The 18,921-nt window shown below is 66.5% G+C and carries 17 protein-coding genes and 3 tRNA genes; 5 read left to right on the top strand and 15 right to left on the bottom strand.

The features are described 5' to 3' along the window. Positions 1-6: 6 nt before the first annotated feature. The 3 genes from pyrH to rpsB form a co-directional block, all read right to left on the bottom strand. Positions 7-744: a UMP kinase gene (gene pyrH, locus BLT71_RS08400; RefSeq protein ID WP_091719211.1), complete on the bottom strand. Its 738-nt coding sequence runs from the start codon at positions 742-744 to the stop codon at positions 7-9. A gap of 147 nt (positions 745-891) precedes the next feature. After that, on the bottom strand, positions 892-1,728 hold the full coding sequence (gene tsf / locus BLT71_RS08395; RefSeq protein WP_056083491.1) for a translation elongation factor Ts: 837 nt from the start codon (positions 1,726-1,728) through the stop codon (positions 892-894). Positions 1,729-1,854: 126 nt separating this feature from the next. Next, positions 1,855-2,739 carry a 30S ribosomal protein S2 gene (gene rpsB / locus BLT71_RS08390; protein ID WP_091719209.1) on the bottom strand — a complete coding sequence of 295 codons (885 nt, stop codon included), beginning with the start codon at positions 2,737-2,739 and terminating at the stop codon, positions 1,855-1,857. Between the two features lie 445 nt (positions 2,740-3,184). Between rpsB and BLT71_RS08385 the strand changes: the two genes are divergently transcribed. Beyond that, positions 3,185-3,766, top strand: coding sequence for a M23 family metallopeptidase (locus tag BLT71_RS08385; protein ID WP_091719207.1), 582 nt, complete (start codon positions 3,185-3,187; stop codon positions 3,764-3,766). Here the strand turns inward: BLT71_RS08385 and BLT71_RS08380 are convergent. The 6 genes from BLT71_RS08380 to BLT71_RS08355 form a co-directional block, all read right to left on the bottom strand. Then, positions 3,763-4,953: an acyl-CoA dehydrogenase family protein gene (locus tag BLT71_RS08380; RefSeq protein WP_091719205.1), complete on the bottom strand. Its 1,191-nt coding sequence runs from the start codon at positions 4,951-4,953 to the stop codon at positions 3,763-3,765. The genes BLT71_RS08385 and BLT71_RS08380 overlap by 4 nt on opposite strands. Positions 4,954-5,189: 236 nt before the next feature. Further along, positions 5,190-5,263 (bottom strand) — tRNA-Ile (locus tag BLT71_RS08375). Positions 5,264-5,334: 71 nt separating this feature from the next. Continuing rightward, positions 5,335-6,528 (bottom strand): glycosyltransferase, encoded by a 1,194-nt coding sequence (locus BLT71_RS08370; RefSeq protein WP_091719203.1) that lies wholly within the window; start codon positions 6,526-6,528, stop codon positions 5,335-5,337. A 112-nt stretch (positions 6,529-6,640) separates the two neighbouring features. Beyond that, complete coding sequence (locus BLT71_RS08365) at positions 6,641-7,549, bottom strand: DMT family transporter (RefSeq protein ID WP_091719201.1); 909 nt, start codon at positions 7,547-7,549, stop codon at positions 6,641-6,643. Continuing rightward, the gene (locus BLT71_RS08360) at positions 7,549-8,172 is read right to left on the bottom strand and encodes a CDP-alcohol phosphatidyltransferase family protein (RefSeq protein ID WP_091723909.1); all 624 of its coding nucleotides are present in this window, start codon (positions 8,170-8,172) and stop codon (positions 7,549-7,551) included. The genes BLT71_RS08365 and BLT71_RS08360 overlap by 1 nt, the downstream gene beginning before the upstream one ends. Positions 8,173-8,312: 140 nt before the next feature. After that, the gene (locus BLT71_RS08355; RefSeq protein WP_091719199.1) at positions 8,313-9,167 is read right to left on the bottom strand and encodes a phage holin family protein; all 855 of its coding nucleotides are present in this window, start codon (positions 9,165-9,167) and stop codon (positions 8,313-8,315) included. Positions 9,168-9,345: 178 nt separating this feature from the next. Between BLT71_RS08355 and BLT71_RS08350 the strand changes: the two genes are divergently transcribed. The 3 genes from BLT71_RS08350 to BLT71_RS08340 all read left to right on the top strand — a co-directional run bounded on the left by BLT71_RS08350 (position 9,346) and on the right by BLT71_RS08340 (position 11,256). Beyond that, complete coding sequence (locus BLT71_RS08350) at positions 9,346-10,566, top strand: multidrug effflux MFS transporter (RefSeq protein WP_091719197.1); 1,221 nt, start codon at positions 9,346-9,348, stop codon at positions 10,564-10,566. Positions 10,567-10,578: 12 nt separating this feature from the next. Further along, the gene (locus tag BLT71_RS08345) at positions 10,579-10,758 is read left to right on the top strand and encodes a hypothetical protein (protein ID WP_091719195.1); all 180 of its coding nucleotides are present in this window, start codon (positions 10,579-10,581) and stop codon (positions 10,756-10,758) included. Positions 10,759-10,848: 90 nt separating this feature from the next. After that, positions 10,849-11,256, top strand: a complete 408-nt coding sequence (locus BLT71_RS08340; protein WP_091723908.1) for a hypothetical protein — start codon at positions 10,849-10,851, stop codon at positions 11,254-11,256. Positions 11,257-11,309: 53 nt separating this feature from the next. Here BLT71_RS08340 and BLT71_RS08335 read toward each other — a convergent pair. The 5 genes from BLT71_RS08335 to dusB form a co-directional block, all read right to left on the bottom strand. Next, a tRNA-Asn gene (locus BLT71_RS08335) sits at positions 11,310-11,382 on the bottom strand. A gap of 136 nt (positions 11,383-11,518) precedes the next feature. Then, positions 11,519-11,591: transfer RNA gene (locus tag BLT71_RS08330), tRNA-Asn, on the bottom strand. 93 nt (positions 11,592-11,684) lie between these two features. Then, positions 11,685-13,619 (bottom strand): DNA primase, encoded by a 1,935-nt coding sequence (gene dnaG / locus BLT71_RS08325; protein WP_091719193.1) that lies wholly within the window; start codon positions 13,617-13,619, stop codon positions 11,685-11,687. Positions 13,620-13,671: 52 nt separating this feature from the next. Next, positions 13,672-14,985: a deoxyguanosinetriphosphate triphosphohydrolase gene (locus BLT71_RS08320; protein WP_407681238.1), complete on the bottom strand. Its 1,314-nt coding sequence runs from the start codon at positions 14,983-14,985 to the stop codon at positions 13,672-13,674. Continuing rightward, positions 14,978-16,156, bottom strand: coding sequence for a tRNA dihydrouridine synthase DusB (dusB, locus tag BLT71_RS08315; RefSeq protein WP_091719191.1), 1,179 nt, complete (start codon positions 16,154-16,156; stop codon positions 14,978-14,980). The genes BLT71_RS08320 and dusB overlap by 8 nt, the downstream gene beginning before the upstream one ends. A 133-nt stretch (positions 16,157-16,289) precedes the next feature. Between dusB and BLT71_RS08310 the strand changes: the two genes are divergently transcribed. Continuing rightward, positions 16,290-17,507 (top strand): globin domain-containing protein, encoded by a 1,218-nt coding sequence (locus tag BLT71_RS08310; protein ID WP_091719189.1) that lies wholly within the window; start codon positions 16,290-16,292, stop codon positions 17,505-17,507. A gap of 6 nt (positions 17,508-17,513) precedes the next feature. On the opposite strand, the gene BLT71_RS08305 is transcribed toward BLT71_RS08310, so the two are convergent. Beyond that, the gene (locus BLT71_RS08305; protein ID WP_091719187.1) at positions 17,514-18,908 is read right to left on the bottom strand and encodes a YibE/F family protein; all 1,395 of its coding nucleotides are present in this window, start codon (positions 18,906-18,908) and stop codon (positions 17,514-17,516) included. Between the last annotated feature and the right edge of the window lie 13 nt (positions 18,909-18,921).

Raw genomic sequence — 18,921 nt, 5'->3', positions numbered from 1 at the left:
CCGGAGCTAGGCGGAGACCAGGGTGCCCAGCTTCTCTCCACGGATGGCGCGGGTGACGTTGCCTTCGCCTTCCATGCCGAACACCACCATGGACAGGTCATTGTCCTTGCACATGGTCATGGCGGTCTGGTCCATTACGCGGATGTCGCGGCGCAGGGCGTCGTCGTAGCTCAGGGTCTCCAGCCGTTCGGCGGTGGGATCCTTCTTGGGGTCCGCGGTGTAGACGGCGTCCACGCCGCTCTTGGCCATGAGGACAACGTCCGCGTGGACTTCCAGGGCGCGCTGTGCAGCCACGGTGTCCGTGGAGAAGTACGGCAGGCCGGCACCGGCACCGAAGATGACGACGCGGCCCTTTTCCATGTGGCGGATGGCGCGGCGCGGGATGTAGGCCTCAGCCACCTGTCCCATGGTGATGGCGCTCTGCACGCGCGTCTCCACGCCGGCCTGCTCCAGGAAGTCCTGCAGGGCGAGGCAGTTCATGACGGTGCCGAGCATTCCCATGTAGTCCGCCCGCGAGCGGTCCATGCCGCTCTGGGACAGCTCGGCGCCGCGGAAGAAATTGCCGCCTCCCACCACGATGGCCACCTCAACGTCCGGGACGGCCGCGGCAATCTGCTTGGCGACGTTACGGACGGTCTCGGGATCGACACCGAGCTTCCCGCCACCGAAGACCTCGCCGGAGAGCTTCAGGAGGACCCGCCGTCGGCTCTTCTCTTGCTGCATTGATGTTTTGACGGCTTCCATGGTGCCTTCCGGTTGGTGACGTTCGAAAAAAGGTTATCCTGCCGGAACCAGTGGCCGGAACCGGCGGTGCCGGTGCGCAGCGCAGGCACAAACCCTGCGCATGCAAAAGGGGCGGCCACCGAAGTGGCCACCCCCTTACATGTTCGACTAGGCGCCGACGCGGAAACGCGCGAACGCGGTTCCCTTGACACCGGCCTCTTCGAGGATCTGGGCCACGGACTTCTTGGCGTCCTTGGCGAAGGCCTGGTCAACCAGCACCTCACCCTTGTAGAAGCCCGTAACGCGGCCTTCCACAATCTTGGTGAGGGCGGCTTCGGGCTTGCCCTCGGCCTTTGCGGTCTCTTCGGCGATGCGGCGCTCGGACTCGACCAGGTCGGACGGAACGTCCTCGCGGGTCAGGTAGTTCGGGGCCATGGCGGCGATGTGGACGGCGACGTCGTGCGCGGCGGTGGCAGCGGCTTCGCTTTCACCGTCGACAGCGAACAGGACGCCGACCTGGGCCGGGAGGTCCTTCGAGGTCTTGTGCAGGTAGGCATCAACCGTTGCACCCTCGATGCGGGAAATGCGGCGGACGACGACCTTTTCGCCCAGGACAGCGCCTTCTTCGATGACGACCTCGGACAGCGGCTTGCCGTCGACATCGGTGGCGAGGAGGGTTTCGAGGTCGGCAGCGCCGGACTCGACGGCGACGGCCAGGACCTTGTCGGCCAGCTGGATGAACTTGTCAGCCTTGGCAACGAAGTCGGTCTCGCAGTTGACCTCGATCATGACGCCGACGCCGTTGCTGACCTTGGCGGCAACGAGGCCCTCAGCGGTGGAGCGGCCTTCGCGCTTGGTGGCGCCCTTGAGGCCCTTGATGCGGATGATTTCGATGGCCTTTTCGGCATCACCGTTGGCTTCGTCAAGAGCCTTCTTGACGTCCATCATGCCGGCGCCGGTGCGCTCGCGCAGGGCCTTGATGTCAGCGGCAGTGTAGTTCGCCATGTGAACCCCTCTGTCTAGAAATTTGTTGTGGTGTACGGACTGACAGGATGGCTGCCCGCGGTGCGGGCGGCCATCCTGTCAGCAGCTCCGGCTGCGGACAGCACGGAGAATCCGGATTTAGCTGTGTTACTTGGCGTCTTCGGCGGGAGCCTCGGCAGCAGCCGGGGCTTCCTCGGCGGAAGCGTCAGCAGCAGCCGGGGCTTCAGCGTTTTCTGCCGGAGCAGCCGCAGCAGCTTCCTCGGCCTTGCTGCCTTCGAGGAGCTCGCGCTCCCACTCAGCCAGAGGCTCTTCGGGAGCTTCGGTGGTGCCCGAGCCGCGGTTGTTGCGGGCGATCAGGCCCTCGGCGACGGCGTCGGCAACAACGCGGGTCAGGAGGTTCACGGAGCGGATGGCGTCGTCGTTGCCCGGGATCGGGAAATCGACTTCGTCGGGATCGCAGTTGGTGTCCAGGATGGCCACAACCGGGATGTTCAGCTTCTTGGCCTCGTCAACGGCGAGGTGTTCCTTCTTGGTGTCCACGATCCAGAGCACGGAAGGTGCCTTGGTCAGGTTGCGGATACCGCCCAGGTTGGACTCGAGCTTGGTGAGCTCGCGCTTGAGGAGCAGCAATTCCTTCTTGGTGTAAGCGGAACCAGCAACGTCGTCGAAGTCGATCTCTTCGAGTTCCTTCATACGCTGGATACGCTTGGCGACCGTCTGGAAGTTGGTCAGCATGCCGCCGAGCCAGCGCTGGTTCACGTAGGGCTGGCCCACGCGGGTGGCCTGCTCAGCGATTGCTTCCTGGGCCTGCTTCTTGGTGCCGACGAAGAGTACGGTGCCGCCGTGGGCAACGGTGGCCTTCACGAACTCGTAGGCGCGGTCGATGTAGGACAGCGACTGCTGAAGGTCAATGATGTAGATGCCGTTGCGCTCGGTGAAGATGAAGCGCTTCATCTTCGGGTTCCAACGGCGGGTCTGGTGTCCAAAGTGGACGCCGCTGTCAAGCAGCTGGCGCATAGTTACGACGGGCATGCCGACGCTCCTTCCGGCAGGTCATTCATGAGATAGCCGCGAGGCTTCTTACCCTGCCAATAGTTGACGGTTGATTAGCGTGGCCCGGATTGGGCCGTGCTCCTGGCATCCATCGCGCTTCCCATCCGTACTGTTGGACGGACCGCAGGAGGCGCGATCCTCCATTGGTGTGGCCGGGGCCATGCCGTTGGAGGGCTGGATGCGCGTAGTCAGCCGGCCGCTCCCCCACACTCCTGAATGAGTTGTGCCGACGCAACCTGGACAGGCAGCATCACCGAAAAGGTGGACTGCCGGGGCGGACGCGTTGAGGGCGCAGCAAACTGCTCCGTCAATAGTACTACAGGGACCACCGCCCACGGGACGCGCGGCGGGTGCCTTCGGGGCTTTTCCACATAGGCGCGGGAGGCCCGTGACCGCGCGGTTTTGACGGGCGCATGCTGGGCACATGAAACCACCGGTCCTGCTTGCCGCACTGCTGCTGCTTCCTGCGTCGGTCTCATACATTCCCGAGCCGCTGTCCCTCAGTCCGCGGGGGCCGGTCCCCGCGGCGGCAACGCTCCAGGCGCTTCCGACGGCGGCGGAAGACGTGGGCGCCTCCGTTGCCCGCCCGTCGTGGGACTGGCCGCTGTCACCCCGCCCGCGGGTACTGCGCAGCTTTGATCCGCCGCCCAAACCGTGGCTCAGCGGCCACCGGGGAGTGGACCTGGAGACGGCAGGTCCGGCGGCGGAAGTGGTGTCGCCGGCGGCCGGAACTGTCAGCTTCGTGGGCGTGGTGGTGGACCGGCCGGTGATCACCATAGATCACGGTGCCGGCCTGCGGAGCAGCTTCGAGCCCGTGGACAGCCCCCTGGCGGTCGGCGCCGCGGTGACGCAGGGGCAGGTCATCGGCACCGCCCTCCCCGGCCACTGCCCCGCCGCCGGCTGTATCCACTGGGGCGTCCGGCAAGGCGAGGAGTACGTCAATCCCCTGCAGTTTGTCCTGGACCTGAGGCCTTCAGTCCTGCTGCCGCTGCACGGAACGCCCTAGACGATGGCCGAGATACCGGTGATGGCGCGCCCGGTGACCAGGGTGTTGATCTCGGCTGTGCCTTCGTAGGAGTAGATCGCCTCCGCGTCGGCGAAGATCTTCGCCATGCCATAGTCAGTGACGATGCCGTTGCCCCCAAGGATGCTCCGCCCCAGGGCCACGCTCTCGCGCATCCGTTCGGTGGTGAAGGCCTTGGCCAGGGCAGACTGCTCATCCTTGGCCAGGCCGTCATCTTCGAGCTGGGCGAGCCGCACCATCATCCCCATCGAGCTGACGGCGTTGCCCAGGATCTGCACCAGCTGGTTCTGGATGAGCTGGAAGGATGCGAGCGGACGGCCGAACTGCTTGCGCTCCACGGCGTAGCTTCTGGCAACGTCGAAGGCCGCCAGCTGCTGGCCCACAGCCTGCCACGCGACAGCCAGCCGCGTTACCTTCAGGACCTTGTTGACATCCCGGAAGCTGTTCGCGTTGGCGAGCTTGAAGAAGTCCGGCACCACGACGTCCTCGAGGACAATGTCGGCGTTCTGCACAGTCCGGAGGGAGATCTTGTTTTCGATCCTGGTGGCACTGAAACCGGGCAGGGTGGTGTCCACGAGGAAGCCCTTGACCTGGTTGTCAGCGACGTCGCGGGCGTAGATGACCACCCAGTCGGAGAAGGTGGCGTTGCCGATCCAGCGCTTGGCGCCGTTCAGGATCCAGGTGTCGCCGTCCCGGCGGGCGGTGGTGCGGGTCCCGCCTGCCACATCGCTGCCCCCCAGCGGTTCGGTGAGGCCGAACGCGCCGATCTTCTTCAGCGCGTAGATGTCCGGCAGCCACTCCTCCTGCTGTTCCCGGGATGCCAGCGCTTCGATGGACCCCGTGAAGAGACCGTCGTGGACCCCCAGGAAGGTGGCGATGGAGGCGTCGGCGCGGGTCAGTTCGGCATGGACCAGCCCGGCGAAAAGGTTGGAGTGGCCCTGGCGCCGGACAGGGCTGACGAGGTCCACTTCGGCGAGCTTGGGGATGAGGTCCATGGGGAACTCCCCCCTGTTCCAGCAGTCCGTGGCGATGGGGCGGACCTCGCGGGCCAGGAAGTCGCGGACCTCGGCGAGGCGGTCCCGCTCCTTGGCGGAGAGGAGCTGTTCGAAAGCGTAGAAGTCGCCGTCCGCGTAGGGAAGGTCATGGAGGTCTGCAGCAGGAGTGGACATGGTTGCCTTCCGGGGATCAGCGTGCTTAGCCCAATGACGGGCTCAGTATGTTACTGGTCAGTAACATACCGCAGATCCTGCGGTTAGGAAAGGGAACAGGGTCCATGGGGACGCCCGGCAGTGCGGGCACCCACGTGCCGGCCGGCGCACGAATCCGGGTTAACGCAAAAACCGCGGCCGGACGTTGATCGTCGGCCGCGGTTGCGCATTTCTGGCCGCCGCTGCACGCGGCGCAGTAGGGCTACTCGGACTTGAACCGAGGACCTTAGGATTATGAGTCCCGCGCTCTAACCAGCTGAGCTATAGCCCCGAAATGCCCCAAGCCTTCCGCGCGGGGCGCGGCGGCAGGGCAGGAACACTCTAGCAAATGCCGGAGTGCTGTCAGACCACCATGTCCTCGTACCGCGCGCCGCGGTACAGGTCCTCAAAGGTCTGCAGGGTGCCCTGGATGCTGTGCGGTTCCACCATCTGGCGGCTGGCCTGGCCCATCGCGGCCTGCTGGTCACTGGGAAGCTCCAGGATCTGGGTGATCTTCTTAGCGAGGTCGTCGCTGTCGTTGGGGGTGAACAGGTAGCCGTTCTGCCCGTCCCGGACAAGGTGCGGCAATGCCATGGCGTCTGCCAGGACCACCGGGGTGGATGCGGACATGGCCTCGAGCGTCACCAGCGACTGCAGCTCGGCCGTTCCCGGCATGCAGAAGAGGTTGGCCTGGATGTAGGCCTTCCGCAGGTCCGCGTCGCTGGCCAGGCCCAGGAACTTCACACGGTCCCCCAGGCCGAGGCGCTGCACCAGCTCTTCGAGCGCCGGCCGCACCTCGCCACCGCCGACAATTTCCAGGTGCACGTTCAGTTCCGGCGGGGTCTTGCCGATGGCCTTGATCAGCACGTCCACGTGCTTCTCCTCGGCCAGGCGGCCCGCGAACAGCACCGTGGGGTGGGCGTGCGGTTCAATGGTTTCCCCGGGCTGCAGCTCGTAGGCGGCGGAGTCAATGCCGTTGGAGAGCGGGAGCACCTTGCGAAGGAACGCGTGCTCATGCATTGCCTTGGCTGCCAACGGAGTAGGCGTGGTGACCACGTCCGCCTGGCCCATGACCTTGCCCATGTCCTTCCAGGAGATCCGTCCCACGATGTCCTTGAACCACTGCGGGAACGGCAGGAAGGGATTGAGGTTTTCCGGCATGAAATGGTTGGTGGCGACGATCCGGATGCCGCGCTTCACAGCCTCGTAGAGGACGTGCTCGCCAATCATGTAGTGGCTCTGGATGTGCACCACATCAGGCTTGACCTGGTCGAACAGCAGGCTGATTTCCTTCTTGATCTCCCAGGGGAGGCAGATGCGGAACGTCTCGTGCGTGGGCACGCTGTGCGAGCGGAGCCGGTGAACGGTCGCTTCATCGCGGAACTCGGAGTAGCTTTTGCCCTTGCCGTCGCGGCAGGCCAGGACATGGACGTTGTGGCCCCTGCCGGTCATGCCCTTGGCGAGGCGGTAGCCGAACTGGGCGGCGCCATTCACGTGGGGCGGGTAGGTGTCCGCGGCGATCAGGATGGTCAGTGGCTGGTCGGCTGGCGTGGTCACGTGGAGGGCTCCTGATGGTCACGGTGCGGACAGTGTTGACTGGCTGCACGGTTGGCCGCCGGCGTCGGCGCGGCTGGGCCTCGTGGGCTGGATGGCTGGTGGGCGGATGGGGCTAGTGGGACGGCCGGCCCGGGGACTTCCGTGCGTCCTTCTTGCGCTTGGTGACCTCGGGGTGGTGCCGCGAAAGGGCGATAACCCCAACGATAGCAAGGAGCGCGGCGGTTCCCATGGCAATGGCCATGACGGCGTGGACGTCGGGGCGCAGTTCACCCAGGATGATGATGCCGATGGCGATTCCCACCATGGGATCAATGACTGTCAGGCCGGCGATCACCAGGTCCGGCGGACCCGACGAGTACGCGCTCTGCACGAACCAGGACCCCAGGCCACCGGCGGCGATGATCGCCACCACGGAGTACCACTGCACGTTCAGCAGGAACAGTCCGTTGGGGTCCAGCAGGTGCTTGCCGATGATCCGGGTCAGGACCGCGACGAAGCCGAACAGGACACCGGCGCCAAGGATGTAGATGAAGGCGTTCATCCGGTGCCGGAACATCACCGCCAGGGTCCCGAAGAGGCCCACCGCAAGGGCGAGAAGCAGCACGATGGTCAGCTCGTCCTCGGGGCTGACGTGGTGGTTCTCCTGGGTGACGTTGACCGCAAGGAGGACGAAAAGTGCGGACCCCGTTACGCAGGCAGTAATGGCCACCACCGTGGCGCGGTTGATGGTGAGGTCCTGGTCCCGCGCATTCACGATGGTGGTGATCACCAGGGCGATGGCGCCGATCGGCTGGATCACGGTCAGCGGCGCCGACACGAGCGCCACCGCATTCATGGCCATCCCGGCGCACAGGAGCAGCAGGCCGAACACCCAGCGGGGATTCCGCAGCAGGCGCAGGAATCCGTTCGAACTCAGGGCTAGTCCCCCGGTATCGGCCTTCACGGCACTGCCCTGGCGCTGGGCTCCCAGGGCGAGGCAGAACGCTCCCAGCACGGCGAGGAGGACGGCCATCCATATCATCAGGAGATCCCGCCGTCGGGCGTTGTCTGGGCCCTGCCCTTGCGCAGCATGGCCCAGACATAGTTGTAGGCGGCAATCCAGTGGCCCACCAGACCCAGGCCCAGCACGATCCAGGCCGCGATGAAGAGGGCGTGGGAGAAGCCGGTGTCCAGCCTGGAAAGCACCAGCATGGGGGTGCCGAGGAGCAGCAGCCCGGTGCGCACCTTGCCCACCGCGCTGACGGGGAGGTCAGGGTGGCCGCGGAAGAGTGAGAGCGTCAGCGCCAGCAGCACGGCGTCCGGAATGACCAGCGCCGCCAGGTAGAGCCAATGCACGACGCCGGCAATCACCAGGGTGACGGCTACGGCCAGGAGCGCCAGCCGGTCCGCGATGGGGTCCAGGACCCGGCCCAGCCGGGAAGCCTGGTCGAACCGGCGGGCAACGTAGCCGTCCACCCAGTCGGTGCATGCCATGACCGCCAGGACCACCACACCGGCGCCGTATTCCTTTTGCGCCAGCACAAGCCAGATGAAGAGCGGAACCCCCATGAACCGCACCACGGTGAGGAGGTTGGGGATGGTGAACACGATGTCATGGTCAACCTGGGGGCGGTCCGGACGGGAACCGGCACCAATGAACTTCACCTGTCCCCCTTCCTGTTGCCGCCCTGCGGCGTGGTCCCTGCCGGGCAGTGGCCTGCCGGCGGTTGCTGAGCCGCCCGCCACCTCGTGGCCCGAAATGTTCATGGAGCTGCTTGCCGGGCGCCTGCCCGGCGGGTTTGGTCCTAGTAGGTGCGGATCAGCTTCCGCAGCAGGACCACCAGGACAGTACCCGCGGCAGCCAGTGCGGCCAGCGGCTTCCACCGGTCCTGCAGCCCGCCGGAGGATTCGGACAGGCCAGCGAGCTTGTATGCTGCTGCGTCCTTCCCGCGCCCGGCCAATGCCTGGCCCTGCCGGGCCTTGTCCTGGGCAACCGCGAGCAGGTACCTGCCCTGGGTCTTGACGTCCAGTTCCGTTCCCAGGTTGTCGCGGACTTCGGTGAGGTGCTGGCGGCGCTGGCTCAGGCGCCGGGACAGTTCCGGCTCCGACGCGTGCGGGAATTCCTTGTCGTGCTCGGCGGCCTTGGCAGCCTTCTCGGCCTTCGCCTTGGCAGCGGCCTCTTCCTTGGCTGCCTTCGCGGCCTTGGCCTCAGGGCTTGCCGGGTCCAGCACGGCAGGGTTGAAGGCCGAACCTTCCTTGGCCACGCCGATATCGTGCTTGATGCCCCGGATGGTTTCTTCCGGCAGCAGGGGCATGGCCTTCTTGAACCTGGCCAGGCCGATGAGGCCGCCTACCAGGGCGATCAGCAGGAACGCGGCGGAGACCAGCAGGGCCGCCAGCCAGGCGGGCATGATAGTGGCCAGGCCCATGATGGCTGCAACGATCAGTCCGACCACCAGGAGGGCCAAGAAGACCAGGGCAACGGCGAAGAAGGCGGCAGCGACGCCCACCTGCATGCCTTTGCGCTTGAGTTCGATCTTGGCGAACGCGATCTCGTCGTTGATCTGGCGGGGCGCCAATCTGGCAAGGAGCTTGACCGTTCCGGGCAGCGCGGTGATGCGCAATCCGGGTCTGGTCTGCCCGCTGTGACGTCCGCTCATCGGTTCCGCCTAACTGGTTTGTGTGCTCGATCCGGCATCGTTTGTCCCGGGAAATGTGCACAGGCACAGTCCCCGCCACAAAACTACCATTCAGGTTCAGGGCGAACTTCGGGGCTTGCCGGGCGGCCCTGATTACAACGCTGCAAATCATGGGGTGCCGGGCCTAGGATGGACATCCGTGACCACTGCTTCCAATCCGGGCGACCTGCTCAGCCACCGCCGCAGACTTTTGTACATCTTCCTCCTCGGCGCCCTGACCGCCCTGGGGCCCTTCACGATCGACCTGTACCTGCCGGCTTTCCCCGCCTTGGAGGCCAGCCTCGGGGTTACCGAGGCGCAGGTGCAGCTCACCCTGGCAGGAACCACCTTGGGCTTCGCGTTCGGCCAGCTGGTGGTGGGTCCGTTCAGTGACAAGTTTGGCCGCAGGAACCCGCTGATTATGGCCACAGCGCTGCACATCGCCGCGTCGATCGGCGCGGCGCTGTCCACGGACATCACCACCCTGGGGATCTTCCGCGTGCTCATGGGTGTGGGCGCTGCGGGCGGCGGCGTGGTGGCGATGGCCATGGTCCGCGACCTGTTTTCCGGCTATGCCATGGTGAAAATGTTTTCCAGGATGGCCCTGGTCAACGGCCTGGCGCCCATCCTGGCGCCGGTGATCGGATCGCAACTGCTGCTGGTGATGCCCTGGCCCGGAATCTTCGTGTTCCTGGCCTCCTACGGCACCCTGGTGATCGTGGCAGCGCTGGTCCTGGTCCGGGAAACGCTGCCGCCTGAGAAGAGGGGGCAAAGCGGCATGACGGCCCGGCAGCGCTACCGGGTCCTGTTCAGCGACCGGATCTTCGTGGGCCTGCTGATGGTGGCCGGCCTGAACTTCGGCGGACTCTTCACCTACCTCTCGGCCTCGCCGTTCCTGTTCCAGGGCATGTTCGGCTTCTCAGCCCAGGAGTACGGGCTGCTCTTCGGCATCAACTCGCTGGGCATCGTGGCCGGCGTACAGACCAGTTCACGTCTGATCAGGCGCGTCCCGCCGCAGTGGATTCTCGCCGCAGCCACGGCCTGGATGTTCCTGATGGCCCTCCTGATCGTGGTGTTCGACCTCCTGGGCTTCGGCCTGTGGGGCGTGATGGTGCCGCTGTGGTTCTACATCCTGGGGACCGGGTTCATGTTCCCCTGCGTGCAGGTCCTGGCGTTGGCGAACCATGCCTCGCAGGCGGGCACCGCCGCTTCCCTGCTGGGTGCCGCCACCTTCATGATGGCCGGGCTCATCTCCCCCGTGGTCGGGTGGCTGGGCATCAGCAGCGCCAGCATGGGAGGGGTCCAGGCCGTCTGCATCCTGCTGGCCATGGCAGCCCTGTGGCTGGTGGTCCGTCCCCGCACGGTCCCGGCCATCACCTGACATGATGAGGACATGAAACACCGGCCGCACCGGAATGGACGGGGACTCTTCCTCGGGGCGGTGCTGGGCGCCGTCGCGGGCTACTTTGCGGGACGCGCCGCCGGCAACCCGGCGATGGGAATCATTCTCGGCTCACTGGCAGGCGCGGCGCTGCTCTACCGGGTCAACCCGGGCAGCCGGAACCGGCGCTGAATCCCGGTTGGGACGGCGCCTGCAGCAATTGCCGGAGGCAGCAGCCGCGTGGCTGTACCGGGGCAATTGGCTGCGCGATAAAATGTGTCCGTGCCCAGTTGGCAGGATCGACCCCAGCTACCGGCCACATGGCAGCGATGCGATGCCCGGATCCTGCCCCTGTGGTGGGACCGGGCGTGCGCGCAGATGGGTGAGCAGTCGGCCGCCCTGTACGCCGCCGGGCTCTTCACCGAGGACCGCCGCAGGCCCATCGCCCAATGGTTCAACCCAGCGTTCAAAGCCGCGCTGCTGGTGGCGCCGGAAACCTCTCCGGAGTGGCCCGTGCAGCGGTTCGGCATTTTCTACGCACCGCCGGATGCGGGCTTCGTCCGGATCCACTCTGCCCCGCATGAATGGAGCCCCCGGCAGCCCCGCAGGTCCCCCACTGAACAGGAAGCGTTCCTGGCCGCGATAGCGGAGGCGGAGAGGTTCCTGCAGGTTGAAATGGACTTTGTGTGAGGAGGCAAAAAGCCCCCGTCCTCAAGTGGAGGACGGGGGCTTTTCCGTGCAAGCTCCTCCTGCTGGACTTGAACCAGCAACCCTTCGATTAACAGTCGAATGCTCTGCCAATTGAGCTAAGGAGGAATGAAGCAGGTACGACCTTAGCAAAGGATTCCGGCAAAAGTGAAATCGGCGGAATCCCGCGCCCTCCGGCCTGTTCCGGAGGGGAAAAAGAGCCAAAAAAATCCCCGTTCCGGAAGACCGGAACGGGGATTGGCAGCTCCTCCTGCTGGACTTGAACCAGCAACCCTTCGATTAACAGTCGAATGCTCTGCCAATTGAGCTAAGGAGGAATGAAGCGGGTATTAGCCTAGCAAACACCGTGGCTGGAAGCGAAATCGGCGCAGGGTACCGCCATGGGGACAGGCATCGCGCCAGCCACCAGGTCAGGCATCGGAGCGCAGTGACCTGCGCTCCATCTCGAGCATCATCAGCTCGCGGTTGAGCCGCTGGAACGCCTCAGGGTCTGCAGCGGGATCGAGCCGCTGGAGCTGGCCCATCTTGTCCGCCTTGACCCGGGTGATCTGCAGCTCGAACAGGCGCGACAGGATGTCGCGGCAGTACTTCTGCACACCTTCCTCAGTGCTCGCCGGCAAAGGCATCACCGCCAGCTCGGACACCAGCGGCCGCAGAGGCTCCGGGACCTCATGCATCACGTGCTCAACCCAGCGCGCAGGGTCGGTCACCATGCCGGGGCCGGTGGCGCGCATGGCGTCATGCACGGCCTGGAAGGCCGGGGTGGCAAACCTGGCGGCGGCGAAGCGGTCCCAGACTGCCCCGGAGAGCAGCGCCGGCTCCTGCAGCGCCACCTCCAGCGCCTGGCGCTCCATGGAGGCCACAGGGTCCCGCGGGTCGGGGCGGTGATAGGACGGGACGGCGCCCGACGCCGGTCCGGCAGCAACGCCGGGCCCGCCGGCTTCTGCGGGCCTTCCGGCAGCGTGGCCGACCTGTTGTGCCGAGGCGGTCCCTGCACCCCCCTGTGGGCCCCCAGACGCGCGTTTCATGGCGACGGCCACGGCCCTGTTGGCCTCTTCGACGGACATGCCCAGCCATCCCGCCAGCTCGCGGGCGTAGGCGGGCCTGATGCCGGCGTCGCGGATCTGCCCCACCACCGGAGCGGCTTCCCGCAGCGCTGCGACGCGGCCTTCCACGGTGTCCAGGTTGTGGCGCTTCAGCGACGCCCGGATGGCGAATTCAAAGAGCGGCCGGCGGCTGCTGATCAGGGCCTGGACGGCTGCGTCCCCACGGGTCTGGCGAAGGTCGCACGGATCGGCGCCGGTGGGTTCCACAGCGACGTAGGTCTGCGCCGTGAACCGCTGGTCCTCCTCGAAGGCACGCAGGGCCGCCTTCTGGCCGGCGGCGTCGCCGTCGAAGCAGAAGACCACCTCTCCCCCGGTGCCGTCGTCGGAGAGCAGGCGCCGGGCGATCTTGATGTGCTCGGTGCCGAACGCCGTGCCGCAGGTGGCTACCGCCGTCGTAATTCCTGCAAGGTGGCAGGCCATCACGTCGGTGTAGCCCTCCACCACCACCAGCTGGCGCTCCTTGGCGATGCTTTTCTTGGCGAGGTCGATGCCGTAGAGGACCTGGGACTTCTTGTACAGCGTGGTCTCGGGGGTGTTGAGGTACTTGGGCCCTTGGTCGTCCTCGTAGAGCTTGCGCGCGCCGAAACCTATGGTGTCACCGGCGATGTCCTTGATGGGCCAGATGAGGCGTCCCCGGAAGCGGTCGTAAATGCCCCGGTTGCCTTCCGAGAACATCCCCGTCAGTTTCAGCTCGGCATCGGTGAATCCCCGGCCCCTGAGGTGCTTGAGCAGCGCGTCCCAGCCCTGCGGTGCGTAACCGCAGCCAAAGTGCTCGGCGGCAGCGCGGTCAAATCCACGGCCGAAGAGGAAGTTCCGTGCCTCGGCGGCGCCGGGGGTCAGCAGCTGGGCCCGGAAGAATTCATCGGCAATCTTGTGCGCGTCCAGCAGCCGCTGGCGCCTTCCAACTTCCTCGCGGTTGGGTCCGGTGCCGCCGTCCTCATAGCGCAGCTCGTAGCCGATGCGGGCGGCAAGTTTTTCCACTGCCTCGTGGAAGGAACTGTGGTCCTGCTTCTGCACGAAGGCGATGACGTCGCCGTCCTCGCCGCAGCCGAAGCAGTGGTACCTGCCTACCTGCGGGCGGACCGTGAACGACGGCGAGCGCTCGTCGTGGAAAGGGCACAGGCCTTTCCACGTCCCCAGCCCGGCACCCTTGAGGGTGACGTAGCCGTCCACCACTTCCTTGATGTCCGTGCGCTGGCGTACTTCGTCGATATCTTCACGTTTGATCAGGCCAGCCACAGAGTAATCCTAGTCCCGTGCGCTGACAGCCCGGCCCCTCGTATCATTCCGCTCACCACAGCGAGGGCAGGCTCCCCACGAGGCGCTCGTACATGGCCAGGGCGGACCCGTCGGTCAGCGACGCCACCTGGTCGATCACCACGCGCAGACGGGCACCGTCATCCCCGGCATCGCGCCAGTCTGCGGCGAACATCGGCTCCAGGTTCCGGTCGCCGGTGGCGCTCAGGGCCGTGACCAGGGCATGCAGGACCTCGCGCTGGCGTTCATAGATGGGTTGCCGGTGCTCGGTGGTCATGACAAACGTGGTGGCCATGCCCTTCATGACGGCGATCTCCATGACCGTCTCGTCCGGAACCATGAGCTCGGCGCTGTAGCGGGTGAGCCGGCCCGGCCCGTAGACCGAGCGCGTCGTTTCGAGGGCGCTCTGGCAGAACCGGCCGATGAGCTGGCTGGTCATGTTCTTCAGGGCAGCCATGGACTTGCGGCTGCCGTCCGCTTCCCGCACCCAGACGTCGGTGGCCTCCAGCCGGGCCAGTGCGGCGTCGATGGCGGCGGGGTCGTTGTGCGGCAGGTACCACTGCTTGGCATAGCCCACCACGCGGGCGCGGTGGTCCGGGTTATCCATCCACCGCAGCTGGAAGTGCCCGGCAACAATGGCGTCCTCCACGTCGTGGACGGAGTAGGAGATGTCGTCGGCCAGGTCCATCACCTGGGCCTCCAGGCAGGAACGCCGCTCGGGCGCACCCTCCCGGATCCAGTTGAAGATGGGGAGGTCATCCTCGTAGGCACCGAATTTGCTGGTGCGGCGGCCGTGGATCACCGGCGCGTCGAGCGCGGACCAGGGATATTTCGATGCCGCGTCCAGGCTCGCGCGGGTGAGGTTCAGCCCGGCAGGATGGCCGCCGGCGGTGAGCACCTTGGGTTCAAGCCGGGTCAGCAGCCGCAGGGTCTGGGCGTTGCCTTCGAACCCGCCAATGGCGTGCGCCACCTCGTTCAGGGCGGACTCCCCGTTGTGGCCGAACGGCGGGTGCCCGAGATCGTGGCTCAGGCACGCGGTGTCCACCACGTCCGGGTCGCAGCCCAGCGCGCGGCCCAGTTCGCGGCCCACCTGGGCCACCTCGAGGCTGTGGGTGAGGCGGGTCCGGACGAAGTCGTCCGTATCCGGCGCCACCACCTGGGTCTTCGCCCCCAGCCGGCGCAGGGCCGATGAATGCAGCACGCGGGCCCGGTCGCGTTCGAAGTCCGAGCGGTAGGTGCTCTTGGGCGGCTCCTCCACCCAGCGGGCGGAGTCCCGGGAGCCATAGCCGGAGAACGCTCCGGCCAGGGCGGGGCCGGCGGGAGTTTCAGCTACGGGAACCTCAGCCACCGGAAACGTCCAGTTCTGCCGCGGCGATGTCCCGCGACTGTGCATCGTTCAGCGCCCGGGAATCCAGCCAGTCCTTGGGCAGGGCGGGCCGTTTGGGTGACCCGGCCCGTCCGCGCGGGCCTTCTGCGTCGCCGCCGGGGTAGGGCGAGTCCAGGTCCAGCTCGGCAAGGGTGTCGCGGAGAATTTCGAGGCTGGTCACCAGCGCCAGCCGGGTGCGGAGTTCGCCGCCCACCACGTAGCCCTTGAAGTACCAGGCGATGTGCTTGCGGATCTCGCGCAGCGCCTTGCCCTCGTCACCGAAGGTTTCCACCATCAGTTCGGCGTGCCGGTAGACGCCCTCGGCCACCTGGCGCAGGTTGGGGCGGTGGCGGACGTCGCTGCCTTCGAACGCTGCCTGCAGGTCTCCGAAGAGCCACGGCCGGCCCTGGCAGCCGCGGCCCACCACCACGCCGTCCACGCCGGTTTCGCGGACCATGCGCACGGCGTCTTCGGCGGACCAGATGTCACCGTTGCCCAGCACCGGGATGTCCGGCAGGGCCTCGCGGAGGCGGGCGATGGCCGACCAGTCCGCCTGGCCGGAGTAGAACTGCGCCGCGGTGCGGCCGTGGAGCGCGACGGCGGCAACACCGGAATCGCGGGCGATCCGGCCGGCGTCGAGGTACGTGAGGTGGTCATCGTCGATGCCCTTGCGCATCTTGATGGTCAGCGGGACATTGCCTTTGGACGCTTCCCGCACGGCGGTCTGCACGATGGCGGTGAAAAGGTCAATCTTCCACGGCAGGGCGGAACCGCCTCCGCGGCGGGTGACCTTCGGGACGGGGCAGCCGAAGTTCAGGTCGATGTGGTCCGCGCGGTTTTCTTCCACCAGCATCCGGACGGCCGCGCCCACTGTGCCGGGATCCACCCCGTAGAGCTGGACGGACCGGACTTTTTCGTCGTCGTCGTGCGAAATGATCCGGAGGGACTCGGGGGTCCGCTCCACCAGCGCGCGGGACGTGACCATTTCCGCCACGTACATGCCGCCGCCGTATTCACGGCACAAGCGGCGGAAAGCGGAATTGGTGATCCCTGCCATGGGGGCCAGGATAACCGGCGTGTCCACGGTGAGGGGACCCAGCTTCAGGGGCGGGAGTTCCAGCCGGGCGACGGGTGGGGTTGCTGCAACAGTCACTGTTCCATTGTTGCAAATCCGGCCAAATCGGGTGCCGGCACCAGTGCCGATCGGTCCTGTTGCCGGCCTGCCAGCGGTGTTAACGTGGCCCCGAACGGGTCCGGCCGGGCCTGGCTAACCACGAGGAGTAACGATGCTCTCAGACACTTCACTGCCGGTGGTCAAGGCGACGCTGCCCGTCGTCGGGGAAAACATCCGGGAGATCGCGTCACGCTTTTACACCCATATGTTCCAGGAGCATCCGGAACTGCTGGACGGCCTGTTCAACCGCGGCAACCAGGCGGACGGGCGGCAGCAGCAGGCACTGGCAGGCTCGGTGGCCGCTTTCGCCGGGTTCCTGGTGAACGATCCCACGCACCTGCCGGACCATTTGCTGTCCCGGATCTCGCACAAGCACGTCTCCCTGGGGCTGGCTCCGGACCAGTACCAGGTGGTCCATGACAACCTGATGTGGGCCATCGTGGATGTCCTGGGCGACGCCGTCACGCCCGACGTGGCCGCGGCCTGGGACGAGGTGTACTGGCTGATGGCCAACATGCTGATCAACAAGGAACGCGGGCTGTACGACGCAGTCCGGCTGGGCCCGGAGACCATCTGGCGCACCTGGCGGGTGGCAGAGAAGATCCAGGAGACCGACGACGTGGTCAGTTTCGTCGTGGAGCGCACGGACGAACGCGCGGTCAAGCCCTCGCTGCCGGGCCAGTACGTCACCATCCGGATGGAGATGCCCGACGGCGTCCTCCAGCCCCGCCAGTACAGCCTCACCCAGGCCGACGACGGCCAGCACCGGCGGTTCGCGGTCAAGCGCGTCCGCGGCGGTGGCACAGCGGCCGGGACACCGGACGGCGAAATGTCCACCCTCCTGCACGACCACGTCAACGTGGGCGACGAGGTGACCCTGTCTGCCCCGTTCGGCGACGTGGTGCTGGAGTACACGGACCGCCCGGTGGTGCTGGCGAGCGCCGGCATCGGCATCACCCCCATGGCCGGAATGCTGTCCCACATGGTGAAAGCCGGTTCGCAGCGGAAGGTGGCGTTCCTGCATGCGGACGACTCCCCCAGGACCTTTGCGCTGCGGAACCAGGTCACGGCGGACATCGCGGCCCTGCCGGACGCGTCCCTCAACGCATGGTTCCTGAACGGGGACGGCGGCGCGGCCGACGCCAACGTGCACACGGGTTTCATGAACGTCCGCGACGTGGAATTGCCTTCCGACGCCGAGTACTACCTTTGCGGCCCGGTGGCCTTCATGCAATCGGTCCGCAGCGCCCTGGTGGCCCTGGGTGTCCCGGCCAGGGACATCCAGTACGAGGTGTTCGGCCCGGACCTCTGGCTGGCCGACTACCAGTAGGAGCCGTCAGCCGCGGTCAGCCCTGCGGCCCCGGCGGGTGGGCAAGGTTTCGTCCCCGGAAGGCAACTCCCCGCCGTCGTCAGTCCACTCCCCTGTTGCGCGCTGGCGGAAGCCGGACGGCGAAGTCCGCGGCGTGCCCGTCGCGGCGTTGACGCCCGCAGGGGTCACGACGGCGGGAGCTTCCTGCCGGATGCCGGTGGCCTTGACCACCAGCACGGCGATGAGGGTGGTCACCGGGATGGCCAGCACCAGGCCGATGGATCCGACGAGGGTACGGATGACTTCCTCGGAGAGTTCGGCGCTGGTGAGGGTTTCCCCCAGCGGCCGGTCGTACAGCATGACGATGATGAGGATGGGCAGGGCCGCTCCGGCGTAGGCAAACGCGATGGTGTAGACGGTGGAGGCGATGTGGTCGCGGCCGATCCGCATGGCCGACGTAAACAGTTTGCGTGCACTGCTGTTGGGCGCCAGTTCGTAGAGTTCCCAAACGGCTGAGGACTGGGTGATGGTCACATCGTTGAGGACGCCGAGCCCGGAGATGATCAGCCCGCACAAAATCACCCCCGAAATGGAGATGTTCGCTGACGTGTTGATCAGGGTGGTGGCGTCATGGTTACCCACCCCGGCGAGGTTGGCGGCGCTGGTGGCCCACCAGGCCAGGAGGGCGGTGATCGCCAGCCCGAACATCGTCCCGAGCAATGCGGTGGAGGTCCGGGCGGAGAAACCGTGGGCGAAATACAGCACCCCGATCATGATCACCGTGGATCCCACCAGGGCCAGCAACAGCGGCGGCTTGCCCTCCACCAGCCCGGGCAGCATGAAGCTGGCCAGCACGAAGTAGGCGCCCACCAGGCCAATGAGGGCGCGGAGGCCCCGCCAGCGGGCCACGGCGATGACCACGAAGGCGTACAGGATGGCCAGCAGGACGATGGGCAGGGTCCGGACGAAGTCCACGAAGATGTACGCCGGCGAGCCCTGCGTGGAAGCCGCGCCCTGGGCATTGGAAAGGTTGAGGTAGCGGATCCGGTCGCCGGGCTTCACGCCGTGCGACGTGGCAACGTCCGGGTTGATGACCACCTTGACGGGGCTGCCGCCCTTATCCGGTTCGGTGAACGCGAACGTGCAGTTGGACCCCTGGGGCTGCTGGCCCGATCCCTGCTGCGGCCGGCCGCCCTGCCCCTGCTCCTGGGTGGCCACGCCCTGCATGCAGTTTTCCGTTGCCACGTTCTTGATGGTCCCGGTATCGAAGGTCACCCCGGGTGCCGTCGAGTAGGGGTTGGCCAGCGAGATGCCGTCCTTGCTTCCGGACGGCCACAGCATGGCCATCCCGGCGAGGGTGAGCAGCGTGATGGGGATCAGGATGGCGGCGAGGATGCGGTTGGCCTTCCTGCGGGCAGCCATCGCCTGGACCGTC

It is taken from the genome of Pseudarthrobacter equi, assembly GCF_900105535.1.
Taxonomy (GTDB): domain Bacteria; phylum Actinomycetota; class Actinomycetes; order Actinomycetales; family Micrococcaceae; genus Arthrobacter; species Arthrobacter equi.
The sequence above is the reverse complement of the archived record's forward strand: the minus strand, read 5'-3'. Positions and strand labels throughout refer to the sequence as shown.

Excerpts from the sequence above, each read along its gene's own strand:
- pyrH (WP_091719211.1), bottom strand. The coding sequence starts at position 744 with ATGGAAGCCGTCAAAACATCAATGCAGCAAGAGAAGAGCCGACGGCGG.
- tsf (WP_056083491.1), bottom strand. The coding sequence starts at position 1,728 with ATGGCGAACTACACTGCCGCTGACATCAAGGCCCTGCGCGAGCGCACC.
- rpsB (WP_091719209.1), bottom strand. The coding sequence starts at position 2,739 with ATGCCCGTCGTAACTATGCGCCAGCTGCTTGACAGCGGCGTCCACTTT.
- BLT71_RS08385 (WP_091719207.1), top strand. The coding sequence starts at position 3,185 with ATGAAACCACCGGTCCTGCTTGCCGCACTGCTGCTGCTTCCTGCGTCG.
- BLT71_RS08380 (WP_091719205.1), bottom strand. The coding sequence starts at position 4,953 with ATGTCCACTCCTGCTGCAGACCTCCATGACCTTCCCTACGCGGACGGC.
- BLT71_RS08365 (WP_091719201.1), bottom strand. The coding sequence starts at position 7,549 with ATGATATGGATGGCCGTCCTCCTCGCCGTGCTGGGAGCGTTCTGCCTC.
- BLT71_RS08355 (WP_091719199.1), bottom strand. The coding sequence starts at position 9,167 with ATGAGCGGACGTCACAGCGGGCAGACCAGACCCGGATTGCGCATCACC.
- BLT71_RS08345 (WP_091719195.1), top strand. The coding sequence starts at position 10,579 with ATGAAACACCGGCCGCACCGGAATGGACGGGGACTCTTCCTCGGGGCG.
- BLT71_RS08310 (WP_091719189.1), top strand. The coding sequence starts at position 16,290 with ATGCTCTCAGACACTTCACTGCCGGTGGTCAAGGCGACGCTGCCCGTC.
- BLT71_RS08305 (WP_091719187.1), bottom strand. The coding sequence starts at position 18,908 with ATGGCTGCCCGCAGGAAGGCCAACCGCATCCTCGCCGCCATCCTGATC.